Raw genomic sequence first — 16599 nt, 5'->3', positions numbered from 1 at the left:
GGCAAGAGGACCTCTGCGCGCCGTCGCCTGAAGCACACCAGCCCCCGGGACCGCGCAACGGTACAAGCTGACGACGGACGCGCTGCAACCCCATGCTGCCGAAGCTGCCCGGCTCATTGCCCGCAATGCTGCGGGGGCTCCGCGCAGAGCGCTTGGGCTATCCTTCCTGTATTCATCCATAACGCAAACCGCCCGGGCTGAACGATGGTTCAACCCGGGCGGTCTTCTTGCGCGCATCCACGATGCTGCGGCGTGGCGGATCAACGAGTAGGCGAATCAACAAATCGGCTAAGCAACAAATCAAAGGATCTGCGGCCCCACCCGGCGGTCTCACTAAGGACTGCCGGCCGGGTCTGCGCGCCGCGCGCTATTCTTCCTGCTTCTTCTTCTTGTGCTTTTTCTTGGAGGCGCCGGCCTTGGCTTCCTCCGGCTCCGCCGTTTCGCTCTTGGAGACCTTGGACTTGGAACTCTTGGACTTGGGCTCCTGCACGTCCTCATCCTTGTGCTTGGAGGACTTGGATTTGGAGGCCTTCGCCTTGGACTTGGATCCCTTTTTGCCTTCCTGGGCGTCCTCATCCTGGCTCTTGGCCGCCTCGGCCTTGGATTCCCGCACCTTGGACTTGGAGCCCTTGGCCTTGGGCTCCTGCGCGTCCTGCTCGTCGCTGCTGGCCTTGGACTTCTTGGACTTCGAGCTCTTCTTGGTTTCCTGCGCGTCGTCGTCATTGGCGCGGGACTTCTTGGACTTCTTCTTGGACTTCTTGCCGGGTTTCTCCGGCGCGGCCGACTGGTCGTCCCTGTCCTCCCTGTCGGCCCGTTCAAGCCGGGCCTTGGAGCCCTTGCCCTTGCGGGACTTGCGCACCACCGGCGTCGGCTCGTCGTCCATGTCCTCGTCGTCGGTCTCCGGCGCTTTTTTGAGCGCGGTCATGCCCTGCATGGCCGTAAGGTTGCGCGGGAAGATGTTGAGCGAGCGCATGAACAGCGCCTGGGCCTGCTGGGCCTGGCCCTTGCCCATGAGCGCCCAGCCCATGCCGCCCAAGGCCGAGGCATAGGGCGTTTCCGGGTGGAAGGTGCGCAGCCAGTCGAAAACGTGCAGGGCCTTGTCGTATTTGTGCTGGTGGTAGGCGCTCCAGCCCAGCTTATCCATAAGGTGGCTCCACTTGTCCCAGGAGGGCGAGGTGAGCGGCGCGCGCGGCAGAAGCTTGTCGAAGCAGGACTCGGCCAAGGCCCAGTCGGCCTGCAGGTAGGCCGTGGCGCCAAGGCCGAACAGGGCCTCCATGCTGGTGGGCGTGGTGGCGAGGATGCGCTCGAACCCGGTGCGCGCGGCGGGCAGATTCAAGGCGTACAGCTGGCTCCAGCTCAGGTCCACGGCCAGGGCGTTCAGCTCGGCGTGCTGCGAGATCAGCTGGGAGAGTTCCTGCTCGTCGAGATAGGCCGGGTCGAGGTTCATGCCCGCCAGCAGCTCCTCGCGCGCCTGCTGGGTGTCGCCCAGCTCGACCAGGGTGAAGGCCAGGCCGTAGTGCGGCGCGGCCAGCCCGGAATCGAGCACCACGGCGCGGCGGAAATCGCGCATGGCGTCGCGCATGCGGCCCTCGCCAAGGGCGGCGAACCCGCTTGCGCTCATGCGGTCCAGACGCTCCAGCCGGGACTTGGGCGCCTCGCGCTGGGCGGCCACGGCCTCCTTGTCGCGCCCCTGCCGGTTGAGCAGCAGCACCAGCGCGCGCCAGGCCAGGGCATTTTTCGGATCAAGGCGCACGGCGTCGCGCAGATGCGGCTCGGCCAGGTCCATGTGCCCGCGCGAAAGCAGGGCCAGGCCGTCGCCCAGGTGCGCGTCCGGGTCGTCCTTGTTCACGGTGATGAGCGTTTGGAACAGGGCGTGGGCCTTGTCCTCCTGCCCGGCCCAGAAGCTGGCCCAGGCCAGGGAACGGCGGCCCGGGCGGCTGTTCGGGTTCTGGCGCAGGTATTCTTCCAGGTAGGGCGCGGCCGTGGTGGGGTAGAGCTTGCGCGCGTAGGCTTCGCCCATTTCCAGGAACAGCTCGGAATATTCCGGCCGCGAGCGCATGAGCTCCAACACTTCCGGCGTGGCGGCAAAGTCCGGGTTGAGGAAGATGGCCTCGGCCAGACGCTGGCTGGCCTGTTCGGGCTTGCCCTGCCGCGCCAGGGTGATGCCCATGCCGTACGCGCCCACGGGCAGGTTGGGATTCTGGCGGCGCGCCTCGGCAAAGGCCGCCAGGGCGTCGTCGTACTGACCCAGGCGCAGGCGCGCCCAGCCCAGGCCGTTCCAGCCCGTGGTGGAGCGCTTTTCCTGGGTGACCAGACGGAAAAACTCGGCGGCGGCGGCGTCATACTCCGCACGGTCGAAAAGAATGCGCGCCACGCTCAGGCGGCTGTCCACGTAATCGGGACGGGATTTGAGCGCCGCGCGGAAGCTGTCGAGCCCCTTTTGGGTGTTGCCCTGCGAGAGCTCCAGGTGCCCGAGGGTGCCCAAGGCCACCGCGTTGGCGGGCTCCATGGCCAAGGCGCGGCCCAGCAGGTCGCGGGCTTCGTCCGGGCGGCCCAGGGCCATGGCCGAGGCGGCAACGCCCACCAAAGGATCGGCGGACTGCGGCCTGAGCTGCATGGCTTCGCTGAACATGTCCCAGGCGCGCTGCAAATGGCCCAGGCGCAAAAAGCTCCAGCCCATGCCCATCTGCGAGGCGAAGTCCTTGGGATCGACATCGTCCAGGTAGCGGGAGAGCTTGGTCAGGCTTTCCTGATAGTCCGCGCGGTGGAAGTAGGCCAGGCCCCAGTCCTTGAGCACGGGCCGCAGCAAGGGGTCCCCGGTGATGGTCTTCTCCAGGGGATCCGCCAGATTCGGGTCTTCGTTCACCAGGCGGCGCAGCACGGGCAGAGCCTCGGCCGCGCGGCCCATGCCCAGCAGGGTGCGGGCCTGGCCCTGCAAGGCCTCGCCCTTGTAATACTTGCCGCCGCTCAGCTCCGCGTACTGGGCCAGGGCTTCCGTGGGCATGCCCCCGGACTCCTGCAGCCGCGCGGTTTTCAGACGGGAGAGCTCATCGCGGGGGGCGTCTCCGGGGAAGCGTGAACTGCGCGTGCGGACCTCGCTCCAGGCGTCCACGGCGCCTCGCGGGTCATTGCTCTGGGCACGCGCATCGCCCAGGGCGATGAACATTTCCTTGGGCGAGCCGAGGACATTCTGCCCCTTGGCCGCGGCCTCCAGCTGCTTCAAGGCCTCTTGCGGGTTGCCCCGGCCAAGGGCGATGAGCCCCAGGGCCATCCGCGCATCCGTGGGCACGGATTCGCGCAGCATGTCGGGCAGCGCCTCGGCCCCGGCGGGCGGAGCGGCCTTGGCGATGGCGTCATTGAACAGATGCACGGAGGCCGAGGTCTTGCCGCGGGCATAGGCCGCCCATCCGGCTCCCAGCACACCCACCGGAGACATGGCCGCGTCGCGGCGCACCAGGTCGAACTGCTCCTCCGCCTCGGGCAGGTGGTTGAGGCGCAGCAAGGCAAAGCCCAGCACGGCGCGCATGTGCGGCGACTCCTGCGCGTCCGCGGGCAGCGTGACGGGAGCAGGCGTGGCCGGAGCCATGCTGGTCAGCGGCGGGTGCTCCGCCGCGGGCGCCTGCATTTGCGGCAGCGCGGCGCGCAGCACCTTGACCGCTTCTTCGTATCTGCCCTGACGGTAGAGCTCCAGGCCCTGCACGTACGGCGAATCGGCCCGGGCCGGGGTGGCGAGGAAAAACGTCAGGCACGCGGCCAGCATTAAAACCGGTGCAAAAGGGATCTTCGAAAAAGACACGCGGGCGCGCATGCGGTTCTCCTTGGGGGCTCGCCCCGGCTGGCGGGGGCGGCCAGGCGGGACTATGCCTCAAGGGGAGCGCTTTCGTCCACCATCCTGGCCCTTGCAGACCGGATCAACTGCCGAAATTATGCGCGGCGGCGGCTAATTGGCGGGCGCATCCGTGGCGTTGCGGGTCTGGGTGCGGTGCAGAGACTTGTCGAGCCCCTTGCCCAGGCGGTCCAGGGCGTTGCGCGAGGCATCGAACATTTCGTGCAGGGACTGGCGCAGAGCCGCGCGCGGCGACTTGCCCGGCTTGGCGCTGCCGGTGGCCACGGGGTCCTGGCCGGAAAGCGTGGCCAAGTGCTGATTGGCTTGATCCAGCGAGGCGCGCAGCGTGTTCACGTCCTCGCGCATGGCGCCAAGATCCTCGGCCAGGCGGGCCCGCTCTTCCGCGTTCTCGCGCTCCACACGGTCTATCCGCTCGCGCAGCTCCCGCACCTCGGCGTCGCGGGTGGCGGACTGCCTGCCGCAGCCCGAAAGGATCAACACGGCCAGCAACGCGGCAAAACAAGCGGATGAAGCTCGGCGCATAGGCCCGGTTACGCCTTGGACAGATCTATGTCGTTGCTGAACTGCCCGGGGGTCTCCTTCACCAGGGCCTGCCCGGCGATGACCCGGGTGCCGTCGAAGGTGAGGGTGGGGCCGCCGTAAAGCTCCCAGCCCTTGTTCAGGGCCTCGCTCACGCGGAGGCAAAAGGAGGAATCGTCCGGGCCGGTGAAGTAGCGGTACAGTTTCATGCCATGCTCCTAGCGGTCGCGCGTGCGGTTGACGGGCACGCGGGCCACGATCTTGTCGTAGTAGACCTGCTCCATCTCCATGAACACCGGGCGGCGGCGGGTCTCGTTCAGCCGGGTGATCATGAGGTTCAAGCGCTGCATCTGGCGGTAGCGTTCGCTCTCGTCGGTCATGGCCTCCAGCAGCTCAAGGGCGGTGTGGATCTCGCGCTCGGCCTCCAGTTCCGGAGGCAGGCAGCCCGCGTTCTTCAGCACGCGCCAAGCCATCTTCAGCTCCGGCGGCACGTGGGCGTCGTCGTCAAGGTCCAGCGGCTTGCCCCGGCCGGGAAGGTCGTCGAACTCCCCTTGCTCCAAGGCTTTTTTAATGCGCTCCTCGGCGATCTGTTCGATGAAGGCCAACGAAAGACTCATGCGGGCATGGTGCGATGCCCTGGGCCGATTGTCAACTGCCGCCGCCAGGGCGGCTCATTGCAACAGTGGCAGGACTGATGTTGAATCAGCCGCAAGACCGGCCAAGGGTTCTGCTGCCGGCGCGGCTGACCGAACGCACGTCGCGCACGCCAGAAAGGACCGCGCGGCGGCTTGCGCTGGGGTTTGCGCCCGCCTGCCCGGATGCGCCCCCTCGCGGCGGCGTGCCGCAGTGAGAGAATTCACGCGTTCTGCGGCAGACCATGCGGCTCGCCTCTTTACAATGCGCTTGCAGTGCTTACCTTGAAGTCGTAAGGGACCGCAGGTCCCAGGCGATACAACAAAGAACAGGAGGGAGGTTGAGCCAGTGTGCAAAGCGCAAAAAATCTGGCGGATCGAGCCGCCCCTCGCACAAAACATGGAAAGTGCGCCGTAACAAAGAGCTCCGCAGTCCGAGCCAAGCAAGGACGGAAGCCAGCCGGGTAACCCGGCAACGGCGCACAACCTTTTTGTTTATCCGCCAAGACAAATTCCCCGCTCAAGGAGTACCCTCCCCGCATGGCACCATGGTATGTCGCTGTCCTCATGGGGCTCGTGGAGGGCCTTACTGAGTTCTTGCCCGTCTCCAGCACCGGGCACCTTATCCTGGCCGGCCACCTCATGGACTTCACGGGTCCCAAGGCCGACACCTTTGAAATCGCCATCCAGCTCGGCGCCATACTGGCGGTCGTGGTGCTCTACCGCGAGCGCTTCCTCGGCCTGCTCAAGACCGACCCGGCCAGACCCTTCTCCGGTCCGCGCGGCATCTGGCTGCTGTTCCTCACCTCGCTGCCCGCCCTCGGCATCGGCTTCGCCCTGCACCACGCCATCAAGGCGCACCTGTTCGGTCCGCGCACCGTGGCCATGGCCTTTGTGGCTGGCGCGCTCATGATGTTCGTGATCGAGGCGCGCACCGCCAAGTCCAGCCGGGTGCGCCGCATCGGCGGGCTTGATTCCGTGAGCCCGAAGCTGGCGCTCGGCATCGGTTTTTTCCAGTGCCTGGCTCTGTGGCCGGGCTTTTCGCGCTCCGGCGCCACCATCATGGGCGGCATGCTGCTGAACGTGGACCGCAAGACCGCCGCCGAATACTCATTCTTGGCCGCCGTGCCGGTCATGTGCGCGGCCGTGGGCTACGACATGCTGAAGAACTGGCGGCTCTTCGACTCCGCGGACATGGGCTTTCTGGCCGTGGGCTTCGTGGTGTCCTTCATCGCCGGCTGGGCCGCGGTCAAGGGCTTCATCGGACTGCTGACGCACATGACCCTGCGCCCCTTCGCCCTGTACCGGCTGGTCCTGGCCCCGGTGGTCTGGCTGTTCTGGCCGGGCTGATCCGCACGCAAAATGAGGGCTTGAGCCGCAGGGCCGCGTCCTGCGCCCCAGGCGCGGCCTTGGGCCTTGCAATTCCGTATTCCATACGTTAGGCTGCGCTATTCGGCGAATAGCGCCCGCAAATTTTTCTTAGATCTTTCAGGAGGATTCAGTACATGACCCGTAAGGACCGCACCGAGGGCATCTACAGCCGTCGCGAGGTGCTCGACGATTCCGAGCGCCGCCAATATTATCAGCTTCAGCTCAAAGACCTTTTGTCGTACGCCTACCGCTATTCCGAGGACGTGAAAAAGCGTTTCGACCGCGCCCAGTTCAACGTGGACAAGTTCAAGGCCTTGTCCGACCTGAAGCACGTGCCCATTCTGAAGAAAAAAGAGCTTATCTTTTTGCAGAGCATGGGCCCGCGCCTGGGCGGTCTGCTCACCAAGGATCTTGGCGAGCTGCGCCGCGTGTTCTTGTCGCCCGGCCCCATCTTTGATCCCGAGGACCGCCTTGAGGATTACTGGGGCTGGACCGAAGGCTTCTACGCCGTGGGATTCCGCCCCGGCGACGTGGCCCAGATCACCCTGCCGTACCACATGGCCCCCGCGGGCCTGATGTTTGAGGAGCCCCTGAAGAACCTGGGCTGCGCGGTCATTCCCGCCGGTCCGGGCAACACCAGCTCCCAGCTCGACATCATGCAGAAGCTGCGCGTCACCGGCTACATCGGCACGCCCAGCTACCTGCTGCACCTGGCCCAAAAGGCCGAGGAAAGCGGCCTCTCCCTGCGCAAGGACCTCTTCCTCGAAGTGGCCTTTGTCACGGGCGAAAAATTCTCCGAGAAGATGCGCACCACCCTGGAAAAGAAGCTCGACTGCGTCATGCGCCAGGGCTACGGCACCGCGGACGTGGGCTGCATCGGCTACGAGTGCTTCCACAAGTGCGGCCTGCACCTGTCTAACCGCGCCTTTGTGGAGATCTGCCACCCCGACACCGGCATTCCCCTGAAGGACGGCGAAGTGGGCGAAATCGTGGTGACGGCCTTCAACAAGACCTACCCACTCATTCGCCTGGCCACCGGCGACCTGGGCTACATCGACCGCGCGCCCTGCCAGTGCGGCCGCACCAGCCCGCGCCTGGGCAACATCGTGGGCCGCGTGGACACCACCGCCCGCATCAAGGGCATGTTCGTTTACCCGCACCAGGTGGAGCAGGTCATGGCCCGCTTTGAGGAAATCAAGCGCTGGCAGATCGAAGTCACCAATCCCGGCGGCATCGACGAGATGGTGCTGTCCATCGAGTCCGGCGCGTTCAAGCGCGAGGACGAGCTGCTGCACATGTTCCGCGAAAAGATCAAGCTGCGCCCCACGCTCAAGATCCTCGCCCCCGGCACGCTGCCCCCGCAGATCAAGCCCATCGAGGACAAGCGCACCTGGGACTAGCCCGCAACAATCTGGGAGCATCCATGCCTTCCGACATCCTTTCCCGCGCCCTGGCCTCTGCTTGCAGAAGCCGGGGCGCGGCCCGTTTGACCGCCCGTTTGGCCGCACGCCTGACAGCACGTTCAACCGCCGCCCGACTGACAGCCCGCGTGACCAGCCAAGCGGCCGGCGCGGCCGTGCTGGCCCTCATGCTGGCCCTGGCCGCGTGCGCTAGGCCCGCCCCTCTGGATCAGCCCATGGCCGTGAGCTTTCTGCCTGCGCCCGGCGAGTTTCTGACCGACGGCGGCGACCGCCTCCCGGCCGAGGCTCTGCTCACGCGCGCGCAAAACGCCACGTACGTGCTCATCGGCGAGGCCCACGGCCAGCTTTGCGACCATGAGGCCGAGCGCCGCGTGCTGACCCTGCTGGCCCACGGCAAGCAAGGGCTGGCAGTGGGGCTGGAGATGGTTCCGGCCAAGAACAGCGCCGTGCTCACGGACTTCGTGGCGGGCAAGATAGCGCCCGAGGACCTGGAGGCCCGGCTCGACTGGGCGCGCACCTGGGGGCATCCCTTCCCGCGCTACCTGCCCGTGTTTCTGGCCCTGCGCGAATGGAAGCTGCCGACCGCAGGGCTCAACGTGCCGCCCGAGGTCATCCGCAGGCTCTCCGCCGCGGCCATGGACAACGCCACGGCAGGCGATCCCGTGGCCGCCCTCTCGTCCGAGGACCAGGCGCTGCTGCCCAGGCGGATCATTGCGCCCGCGCCGGAGCAGCTGGCCTTCCTGCGCGAGGTCATGAGCGAGCACGCCAAGGGCCGCAACGCCGATGATCCCAAGCAGATCGCCCGGTTCCAGCTCATCCAGAGCGTATGGGATTCGGCCATGGCCGAAGCGGCCGTGCGCCTGCGCCAAGCCACCGGCAAACAGGTGGCCATGCTGGCGGGCACCGCGCATGTGGAAGGCGGCCTGGGCATCGCCCGGCGCATCCGCGTGCTGGACCCCGGCGCGGAGATTCTGCTCATTTCGCCCTGGCGCGGCGACGACTTCGACCCCGAGGACGCCCAGGTGCGCGTTTACTGTCCCATCAGTTTTGAAAGCCGCATGGGCATGGTGCTGGAGGACCGCCTCTCCGGCGAGGACGCCATCGTCGTCGTGACCCAGGTTCGGCGCGGCAGCCGCGCCGAAGCCGCCGGCCTGCGCCCCGGCGACGTGGTCACACGCGCGGGCGGCTACCGCATGCGCTCGCTCACCACCCTGCATATGGCGGGCAGCGACGCGTACAAGAACAAATCCAGCCTGAAGCTGACCGTCAGCCGGGGCAACGCCTGCTACACAGTGGACCTCGGCCCCCTGGGCCAGCAGAGTCCGCAACGGCACAAGCCGGAAACAAAGCCGGAAGCGGCTGCGCCCGTCGCCCCCCCTGCGACGCAGCCCACAGCGGCAAAGTAAGCGCCATGCCCGAACTTCCAGAAGTCGAAACCATCGCCCGCACCCTGGCCCCGGAGGCCGTGGGCCGCGAGATTCTGCGCGTGGAGGTGCTGGACCCCGTGGCCCTGCAGCCGGACCCGGCGGCTTTCCAGGCCCTTGCCGTGGGCCGGCGCATCGAATCCGTGGGGCGGCGCGCCAAGCTCTTGCTGCTCAATCTCTCGCCCCCCGGCGCAGCAAACGCCGGAACCGGCGCGGTCATCGCCGTGCATCTGCGCATGACCGGCCAGGTCTTCGTCCTCGCCCCGGACATGGCCATGCGGCACACCCGCGCGGTGCTGCATCTCTCCGGCGGGGCGCGCCTGGCCTTTGCCGATGCGCGGCGCTTCGGCTCCATGCACGCCTTTGCGGCGGGCAGCGGCGCGGGGTCCATCGACTCCTGGCCGTTTTACGCAAGTCTTGGGCCGGAACCGCTGACCATGACCGCGGCGGAGTTCCGCAGCCGCCTGGGCTTTGGCCGGGCGCGCATCAAGGCCCTGCTGCTCGACCAGCGCGTCATCGCGGGCATCGGCAACATCTACGCCGACGAATCGCTCTTCCGCGCGGGCATCCGGCCCGATACCCCGGCGGACCAGATTGCGCCCAAAAAGCGCGATGCGCTCTTCGCCGCCGTCCAGGCCGTGCTCAACCAAGCCATCGCCGAGAACGGCAGCTCCATCCGCGACTACCGCGACGCCCACGGCGACGCAGGGGCCTTCCAAAACCACTTCCGCGCCTATGGACGCGAAGGCGAAGCCTGCCAGACCTGCGGCGAAGCCATGCGCGCCATGCGCGTGGCCGGGCGCACCAGCACCTTTTGCCCCCGGTGCCAGCCCGCGCCCCGATAACCATTATACGCGGCCCGCTACGCAGTTCGGCCCCGGCATGGCTGCGGGCTCTTCCCTTTCGCAACGGCCAAGCGTATGCTTCAGCGCAATCATCCCCCCAGATCCAATCGGAGGAACGTCATGCTTGAAAGACCCGGCCTCGTCACCATGCGCGGCAACCCGCTGACCCTCGTCGGCCCGGAAATCACGGTGGGACAAAAAGCCCCGGACTTCTCCGTGGTCAACAACGATATGGCTCCCGTCACCCTGGCGGATTACGCCGGCAAGGCCCTGGCCCTTGTCAGCGTGCCCTCGCTGGACACGCCCGTGTGCGCGGTGGAGACCCGGCGCTTCAACGCCGAGGCCGCCAAGCTCGGCGCGGACGTGCGCATCCTCACCATCAGCATGGACCTGCCCTTTGCGCAGAAGCGCTGGTGCGGCGCCATGGGCATCGACAAAGTGGAGACCCTCTCCGACCACCGCGAGGCCTCCTTCGGCCTGGGCTACGGCGTGCTCATCAAGGAGCTGCGCCTGCTTGCCCGCTCGGTCTTCGTGGTGAACAAGAACGGCATTGTGACCTACGCGGAGCTGGTGAGCGAAATCGCCGACGAGCCCTTCTACGCGGGCGTGCTGAACGCCCTGGCCCAGGCCGCGGCCTAACCGCTCCCGGCTCCTTCCCTGACAACAAAAAGGCCGGGCGTTTGCCCGGCCTTTTGTCTTGCGATATGCTCCGGCGCTCAGCCGCCGCTCTTCATCTTCTCGATGAGTGTGCGCAGGTTGCCGGCCTGGCTGGCCAGCTCGCCCACGGCCTGGGCCGACTGGTTCATGGCGCTGGCGGTTTCGCTGGAGATGCGGTTGATCTCCTCGATGCTGCGGTTGATCTCCTCGCTCGCGGCGGACTGCTCTTCACTCGCGGCGGCAATGCTGCGCACCTGGTCGGTTGCGACCTCCACAAGGCTCACGATCTCCTGCAAGGCCTCGCCGCTCTGGCGGGCCAGGCCCGTGGCTTCCTCCACCGTGTGCACGGCGCGCTCCACATTTTCCAAATTCTTCTTGGTGCCGTGCTGAATGCCGCTGATGGCCTCGCCCACTTCCTTGGTGGCGACCATGGTCTTTTCCGCCAGCTTGCGCACTTCGTCGGCCACGACCGCGAAGCCGCGCCCGGCGTCGCCCGCGCGGGCGGCCTCGATGGCGGCATTGAGGGCCAGCAGGTTGGTCTGGTCGGCGATGTCGGAAATGACGTTCATCACCTGGCCGATGCCCTCGGCCTGCTTGCCCAGCGCACCCATGTCCTCCTTCATGGTCAGGGAGACGTTCTGCATGGTGTTGATGCCGCTGACCACCTGGGACACGATCTTTGAGCCTTCAAGGGCCTTCACGCGGGCATTGGCGGAAGACTCCGCCGCCTGGGAGGCGTTCTTGGCCACCTCGAGCACGGTGGCGTTCATCTCTTCCATGGCCGTGGCCGTTTCGCCCACGCGCTGGCTCTGCACCTCGGTGCCGCGGCTCGACTGCTCGATCTGGGCGGAGAGCTCCTCGCTGGCGCTGCTCACCACCTCCACAACCTTTTCCAGCTGCTGCGCGGCCTGCATCATGCCCTCGGCCTTGGCGCGCTCGGCCTTCGCCTTGGCCTCGTTGGCCTCGGTGGTGGCGATGCCCGCCAAGCGCGCCTGCTCCGCGGCTTCCGCCGTCTTCTGGTCAGCCTCGGCGATCTTGGCCTTCATGGTTTGCACCATGCCCTGCACCACGTGGTAGACGCCGCCTTCCTTCTTCTGCTTCTTGAAGGCCACGTTCAAATCGCCGCCGGCGATCTGGCTTGAAACCTCATACAGATAGCCGGGGTCCTCGCCCAACTGGGTCATGACGCCCCGGATGAGCACCAGGGCGATGCCCGCGCTCAGCAATCCCGCCAGCAGGATGATGGAGAGGCTGAGCGTCCTGCCACGGCCATAAGTGGCCTCGGCGGCCTTGGACTCGTCATCGGCGCCCTTGGCGTTCAGCACCACCAGCTTTTCCGCGGCGTCCAAAGCCAAGCCGAGATATTTCCGGCTTGAAGTCTCGCTTTCGGCCATGGCCTCGGCAACTTTCCCCTGGCTGACCAAAGAGACCAGCTTCTTGCTCTCGCCCATGTAATCGGACCAAACCTTCGCGAATTCCTCATAGAGAGCCTTTTCCTCCGGGGAGGAAATAAGCGGCACGTACACCGCCCGGGCCTGCTCGAATTTGGCAATGGAATTCGCCAAGTATTGCTCCGCTTCTTCCCGGTGTTCGGGTTCGGAGCGAAGGAGCATCCGCAACTCCGCCCGGCGCACATTGGTGGCGGCGAGGGAGAATTTCCCCACAGCCTGCACGCTGGGCAGCCAGTTGGTCGCCAGCTGTTCGGTGTTGGCGTTGAGGGAACTGAGCGCATTGAGCGCAATGCCGCCGCTCAACAACATCAACGCCACAAGCACCCCGAATCCCAGGCTGAGCTTGAGCGATAATTTCATGGACGAAAACATGCGGACCTCCGGGTTAGGGCTACGCGCGGGAAAGGGGGGGCAACCATGTTCCTACGTACACGAGTTATATGGTTTGAGTCAATGTGCCATCAGCTTTCCTTTGTGTATTCGGCATAAAACTGCGTAGACAATAGTCCCGGATTGTAAACATTTCGTGCACGGCAAAAAACAAAAAAAAAAGGCCGGACGTCCTAAAACGTCCGGCCTTGGCAGGCGATGGAAGGCGAGCTTACTCGCCGCTCTTCATCTTCTCAATGAGCGTGCGCAGGTTTCCGGCCTGGTTGGCCAGCTCGCCCACGGCCTGAGCCGACTGGTTCATGGCCGTGGCGGTTTCGGTGGAGATGCGGTTGATCTCCTCGATGCTTTTGTTGATCTCTTCGCTTGCGGCGGACTGCTCCTCGCTGGCGGTGGCGATGCTGCGCACCTGATCCGTGGCAACCTCCACAAGGTTCACAATTTCCTGCAAGGCGTCGCCGCTCTGGTGCGCAAGGCCGGTGGCTTCCTCCACCGTGCTCACGGCGCGCTCCACGTTCTCCAAATTCTTCTTGGTGCCGTGCTGAATGCCGCTGATGGCCTCGCCCACTTCCTTGGTGGCGACCATGGTCTTCTCGGCCAGCTTGCGCACTTCATCGGCCACGACCGCGAAGCCGCGCCCGGCATCGCCAGCGCGCGCCGCCTCGATGGCGGCATTGAGGGCCAGAAGGTTGGTCTGGTCGGCGATGTCGGAGATGACGTTCATCACCTGGCCGATGCCCTCGGCCTGCTTGCCCAACACGCCCATGTCCTCCTTCATGGTCAGGGAGACGTTCTGCATGGTGTTGATGCCGGCGACCACCTGCGACACGATCTTGGCGCCCTCGACAGCCTTCATGCGGGCATTGGCGGAAGACTCCGCCGCCTGGGAGGCGTTCTTGGCCACCTCGAGCACGGTGGCGTTCATCTCCTCCATGGCCGTGGCGGTTTCGCCCACGCGCTGGCTCTGCACCTCGGTGCCGCGGCTCGACTGCTCGATCTGGGCGGAGAGCTCCTCGCTGGCGCTCGACACCACCTCCACCACCTTCTCCAACTGCGTGGCGGCGTGCATCATGCCCTCGGCCTTGGCGCGCTCGGCCCGGGCCTTGGCCTCGTTGGCCTCGGTGGTGGCGATCTCCGCCAGGCGGGCCTGCTCCGCTGCGTGGGCGGTCTTCTCCTCGGCGTGGACGATCTTCTCCTTCATGGTTTTCACCATGCCCTGAATGACGTGGTACACGCCGCCCTCTTTCTTTTGCGGCTTGAAAACCACATGCAGGTCACCGCCGGCGATCTTGCCCGCCACCTCCGCCAAATAGCCGGGGTCTTCGCCCAGCTGGTCCATGATGCTGCGGGTGAGCAACAGGCCCAAAAGGACGGAGGCGAGGAACGCCGCGGCCATGATGACGTACATGAGCATGGCCGCGGAGCTCGCATCCTGCGAATTCTCAGCGGCAAACAGCTTGCCCTGTGCCGTCTTGATGTCCATGAGCTTGTCGATGGCGTCCTGGTACCGGCTGGAGGCCTTGCGGGCATCGCCCTGCATGAAGGCGGTCGCCTCGGCCTCCTGCCCGGCCGCCGCCATGGACAGGACCTTCTCGATGATGGCGTCATAGTCCTTGCGGGCTTCCAAAAACTCGGCATACAGCTTCCGGCCTTCATCGGTCAGCAGCGTCTTGCCGAAGGACTCGACGGCGGGCGTGATGATGCCCTGAAATTTGGCGATGCTCTTTACCGCGTCATCCAGCTGGGCCTTGTCCTTGGCGTGTGTGGCCACAAGCAGGTTGACCCGAATGCGCTGGAAGGCCGTGGAGACATCCGAGATGTCTCCCAAGGGCACTGTGACTTTTTCATAAAGCTTCGTATCATTGGCATCAAGTTTGTGAATTCTCGTCGTGCCAATGATTCCTATAAGCAACGTAAGCAGCGCCACACACAAAAAGCTGATGAGCAGTTTGGTGCGGAGCGTTACCGAGCTGAGAGATGCCATGCCTGATCCACCTTCAGTTTATTCCAGACAATTAAAGGTCCATACAAGTAAAAACACGGAACGAATTAGTTGTTTTCTTGTCACTAGTGTATTTTATTTATTAACGCAACCCGGCTCAATAGGAACTACTATCACGCGAACCTCTCTGGAATTCAATGACAAAAAATGCGTCAATGCATTCCCTACTACAGTACTGTAGGCCGGGTGCTGCCGCGCCCGGCCTACGTAAATTTCAGATGCAACGAGGAGGTTTAGGCGCCGCTCTTCATCTTCTCGATGACCGAGCGCAGATGCCCGGCCTGGTTGGCCAGCTCGCCCACGGCCTGGGCCGACTGGTTCATGGCGCTGGCCGTCTCGCTGGAGATGCGGTTGATGTCCTCGATGCTGCGGTTGATCTCTTCGCTTGCGGCGGACTGCTCTTCACTCGCGGCGGCGATGCTGCGCACCTGGTCGGTTGCGACCTCCACCAAATGGACGATCTCCTGCAAGGCGGCGCCGCTCTGGTGCGCAAGGCCTGTGGCTTCCTCCACGGTCTGCACCGCGCGGTCCACGTTCTCCAAATTCTTCTTGGTGCCGTGCTGAATGCCGCTGATGGCCTCGCCCACTTCCTTGGTGGCGGTCATGGTCTTCTCGGCCAGCTTGCGCACTTCGTCGGCCACCACGGCGAAGCCGCGCCCGGCGTCGCCCGCGCGGGCGGCCTCGATGGCGGCATTGAGGGCCAGAAGGTTGGTCTGGTCGGCGATGTCGGAAATGACGTTCATCACCTGGCCGATGCCCTCGGCCTGTTTGCCCAACACGCCCATGTCCTCCTTCATGGTCAGGGAGACGTTCTGCATGGTGTTGATGCCGCTGACCACCTGCGACACGATCTTGGCGCCGTCGGCGGCCTTGGTGCGGGCAGTTGCCGATGAATCGGCCGCCTGGGAGGCGTTTTTCGCCACCTCGAGCACTGTGGCGTTCATTTCCTCCATGGCCGTGGCGGTTTCGCCCACGCGCTGGCTCTGCACCTCGGTGCCGCGGCTCGACTGCTCCACCTGGGCGGAGAGCTCCTCGCTCGCGCTGCTGATGACCTCCACGACCTTCTCCAACTGCTGCGCGGCCTGCATCATGCCCTCGGCCTTGGCGCGCTCGGCCCGGGCCTTGGCCTCGTTGGCCTCATCCGTGGCGATCTGCGCCAACCGGGCCTGCTCGGCGGCTTCCGCCGTCTTCTGCTCGGCCTCGGCGATCTTGGCCTTCATGGTCTGCACCATGCCGCGCATGACGTGATAGACGCCGCCTTCCTTCTTTTGCGGCCTGAAGGCCACGCCCAAGTCGCCCCCGGCGATCTGGCCCGCCACTTCGGCCAGGTAGCCGGGATCTTCGCCCAGCTGGGTCATGACGTTTGCCGTGAGCAGCAGCCCAAGGCCTATGGAGCCCATAAGGCCCAGGGCGATCAGCGCGTACATGAGCTTGGCGGAGTTTTCCGCCTGGGCGTCGTTGTCCTCGCTGATGGCCTTGGCGCGCTGCACCTTCACTTCCATGGTCTTGTCGATGGCGTCGCGGAACGAACGCGCCAAGGTGCGGCCCTCGCCGGCGAGCAGGGCCTGGGCCTCGGCGTCCTTTTCCGCGGCGTCATATTCCAAAACCCTGTCCACCAACTTGTAGTAGGCTTCCTTGGAATCCTTCATCTGCGTCAAAAGCGTTTTCTCTTCATCCGTCAGATGATGCTTTTCAAACGCTTCGATACCTTTGGTGATGGACTCACGAAACTTGGCTATGGCGTCTCTGCTGGCCTGGCGATCCTTTTCCAGCTTGGCGTCAACAGCCTCGATGGTGTTGAGGCGCAGGCGAAGCATGTCGGTGGAAAGGTCGGAGACCTCGCCCAAGGGCACGGTGGCCTGCCTGTACAGTATGGTATCGGCCGCGTTCAGCTGATTGAGCTTCACCACGCCGAAGATACCGACAAAGAGCGTTATCATCGAAACCAGCAAAAAGCCTGTGATGAGTTTTGTCCGCAGCTGCAATGTTGAGAACATGGGGGGAGACTCCTTGGGTTGGGATTCTGAATGAATAGATTTAATC

At 65.1% G+C, this 16599-nt stretch carries 12 protein-coding genes; 5 read left to right on the top strand and 7 right to left on the bottom strand.

Features of this window, described 5'->3' with window-relative positions:
* Positions 1-367: 367 nt before the first annotated feature.
* The 4 genes from ACYQ4W_RS13770 to ACYQ4W_RS13755 form a co-directional block, all read right to left on the bottom strand.
* Positions 368-3808, bottom strand: coding sequence for a tetratricopeptide repeat protein (locus ACYQ4W_RS13770; RefSeq protein WP_459857711.1), 3441 nt, complete (start codon positions 3806-3808; stop codon positions 368-370).
* 132 nt (positions 3809-3940) lie between these two features.
* The gene (locus tag ACYQ4W_RS13765; RefSeq protein ID WP_459857709.1) at positions 3941-4369 is read right to left on the bottom strand and encodes a hypothetical protein; all 429 of its coding nucleotides are present in this window, start codon (positions 4367-4369) and stop codon (positions 3941-3943) included.
* Positions 4370-4377: 8 nt separating this feature from the next.
* Positions 4378-4575 (bottom strand): DUF1737 domain-containing protein, encoded by a 198-nt coding sequence (locus tag ACYQ4W_RS13760; RefSeq protein ID WP_459857706.1) that lies wholly within the window; start codon positions 4573-4575, stop codon positions 4378-4380.
* A 9-nt stretch (positions 4576-4584) separates the two neighbouring features.
* The gene (locus tag ACYQ4W_RS13755) at positions 4585-4983 is read right to left on the bottom strand and encodes a DnaJ family domain-containing protein (protein ID WP_459857704.1); all 399 of its coding nucleotides are present in this window, start codon (positions 4981-4983) and stop codon (positions 4585-4587) included.
* Between the two features lie 555 nt (positions 4984-5538).
* Between ACYQ4W_RS13755 and ACYQ4W_RS13750 the strand changes: the two genes are divergently transcribed.
* The 5 genes from ACYQ4W_RS13750 (at position 5539) to tpx (ending at position 10698) form a co-directional block, all read left to right on the top strand.
* A complete protein-coding gene (locus tag ACYQ4W_RS13750) occupies positions 5539-6348 on the top strand; it encodes an undecaprenyl-diphosphate phosphatase (RefSeq protein ID WP_459857702.1) in 810 nt (269 codons plus the stop codon).
* 155 nt (positions 6349-6503) lie between these two features.
* A complete protein-coding gene (locus ACYQ4W_RS13745; RefSeq protein ID WP_459857700.1) occupies positions 6504-7769 on the top strand; it encodes a phenylacetate--CoA ligase family protein in 1266 nt (421 codons plus the stop codon).
* 149 nt (positions 7770-7918) lie between these two features.
* A complete protein-coding gene (locus ACYQ4W_RS13740; protein WP_459857698.1) occupies positions 7919-9196 on the top strand; it encodes a ChaN family lipoprotein in 1278 nt (425 codons plus the stop codon).
* Between the two features lie 5 nt (positions 9197-9201).
* Complete coding sequence (gene mutM, locus ACYQ4W_RS13735; RefSeq protein ID WP_459857695.1) at positions 9202-10059, top strand: bifunctional DNA-formamidopyrimidine glycosylase/DNA-(apurinic or apyrimidinic site) lyase; 858 nt, start codon at positions 9202-9204, stop codon at positions 10057-10059.
* 120 nt (positions 10060-10179) lie between these two features.
* Positions 10180-10698 carry a thiol peroxidase gene (tpx, locus tag ACYQ4W_RS13730; RefSeq protein WP_459857692.1) on the top strand — a complete coding sequence of 173 codons (519 nt, stop codon included), beginning with the start codon at positions 10180-10182 and terminating at the stop codon, positions 10696-10698.
* A 77-nt stretch (positions 10699-10775) separates the two neighbouring features.
* Here tpx and ACYQ4W_RS13725 read toward each other — a convergent pair whose 3' ends face one another.
* The 3 genes from ACYQ4W_RS13725 to ACYQ4W_RS13715 all read right to left on the bottom strand — a co-directional run bounded on the left by ACYQ4W_RS13725 (position 10776) and on the right by ACYQ4W_RS13715 (position 16553).
* Complete coding sequence (locus ACYQ4W_RS13725; RefSeq protein ID WP_459857690.1) at positions 10776-12539, bottom strand: methyl-accepting chemotaxis protein; 1764 nt, start codon at positions 12537-12539, stop codon at positions 10776-10778.
* 229 nt (positions 12540-12768) lie between these two features.
* Positions 12769-14538 (bottom strand): methyl-accepting chemotaxis protein, encoded by a 1770-nt coding sequence (locus tag ACYQ4W_RS13720; RefSeq protein WP_459857687.1) that lies wholly within the window; start codon positions 14536-14538, stop codon positions 12769-12771.
* A 251-nt stretch (positions 14539-14789) separates the two neighbouring features.
* A complete protein-coding gene (locus ACYQ4W_RS13715) occupies positions 14790-16553 on the bottom strand; it encodes a methyl-accepting chemotaxis protein (RefSeq protein ID WP_459857685.1) in 1764 nt (587 codons plus the stop codon).
* Positions 16554-16599 lie beyond the last annotated feature (46 nt).

The sequence above is a fragment of the Humidesulfovibrio idahonensis genome, from assembly GCF_054657715.1.
The sequence above is the reverse complement of the archived record's forward strand: the minus strand, read 5'-3'. Positions and strand labels throughout refer to the sequence as shown.

Excerpts from the sequence above, each read along its gene's own strand:
- ACYQ4W_RS13770 (WP_459857711.1), bottom strand. The coding sequence starts at position 3,808 with ATGCGCGCCCGCGTGTCTTTTTCGAAGATCCCTTTTGCACCGGTTTTA.
- ACYQ4W_RS13765 (WP_459857709.1), bottom strand. The coding sequence starts at position 4,369 with ATGCGCCGAGCTTCATCCGCTTGTTTTGCCGCGTTGCTGGCCGTGTTG.
- ACYQ4W_RS13760 (WP_459857706.1), bottom strand. The coding sequence starts at position 4,575 with ATGAAACTGTACCGCTACTTCACCGGCCCGGACGATTCCTCCTTTTGC.
- ACYQ4W_RS13755 (WP_459857704.1), bottom strand. The coding sequence starts at position 4,983 with ATGAGTCTTTCGTTGGCCTTCATCGAACAGATCGCCGAGGAGCGCATT.
- ACYQ4W_RS13750 (WP_459857702.1), top strand. The coding sequence starts at position 5,539 with ATGGCACCATGGTATGTCGCTGTCCTCATGGGGCTCGTGGAGGGCCTT.
- ACYQ4W_RS13745 (WP_459857700.1), top strand. The coding sequence starts at position 6,504 with ATGACCCGTAAGGACCGCACCGAGGGCATCTACAGCCGTCGCGAGGTG.
- mutM (WP_459857695.1), top strand. The coding sequence starts at position 9,202 with ATGCCCGAACTTCCAGAAGTCGAAACCATCGCCCGCACCCTGGCCCCG.
- tpx (WP_459857692.1), top strand. The coding sequence starts at position 10,180 with ATGCTTGAAAGACCCGGCCTCGTCACCATGCGCGGCAACCCGCTGACC.
- ACYQ4W_RS13725 (WP_459857690.1), bottom strand. The coding sequence starts at position 12,539 with ATGTTTTCGTCCATGAAATTATCGCTCAAGCTCAGCCTGGGATTCGGG.
- ACYQ4W_RS13720 (WP_459857687.1), bottom strand. The coding sequence starts at position 14,538 with ATGGCATCTCTCAGCTCGGTAACGCTCCGCACCAAACTGCTCATCAGC.
- ACYQ4W_RS13715 (WP_459857685.1), bottom strand. The coding sequence starts at position 16,553 with ATGTTCTCAACATTGCAGCTGCGGACAAAACTCATCACAGGCTTTTTG.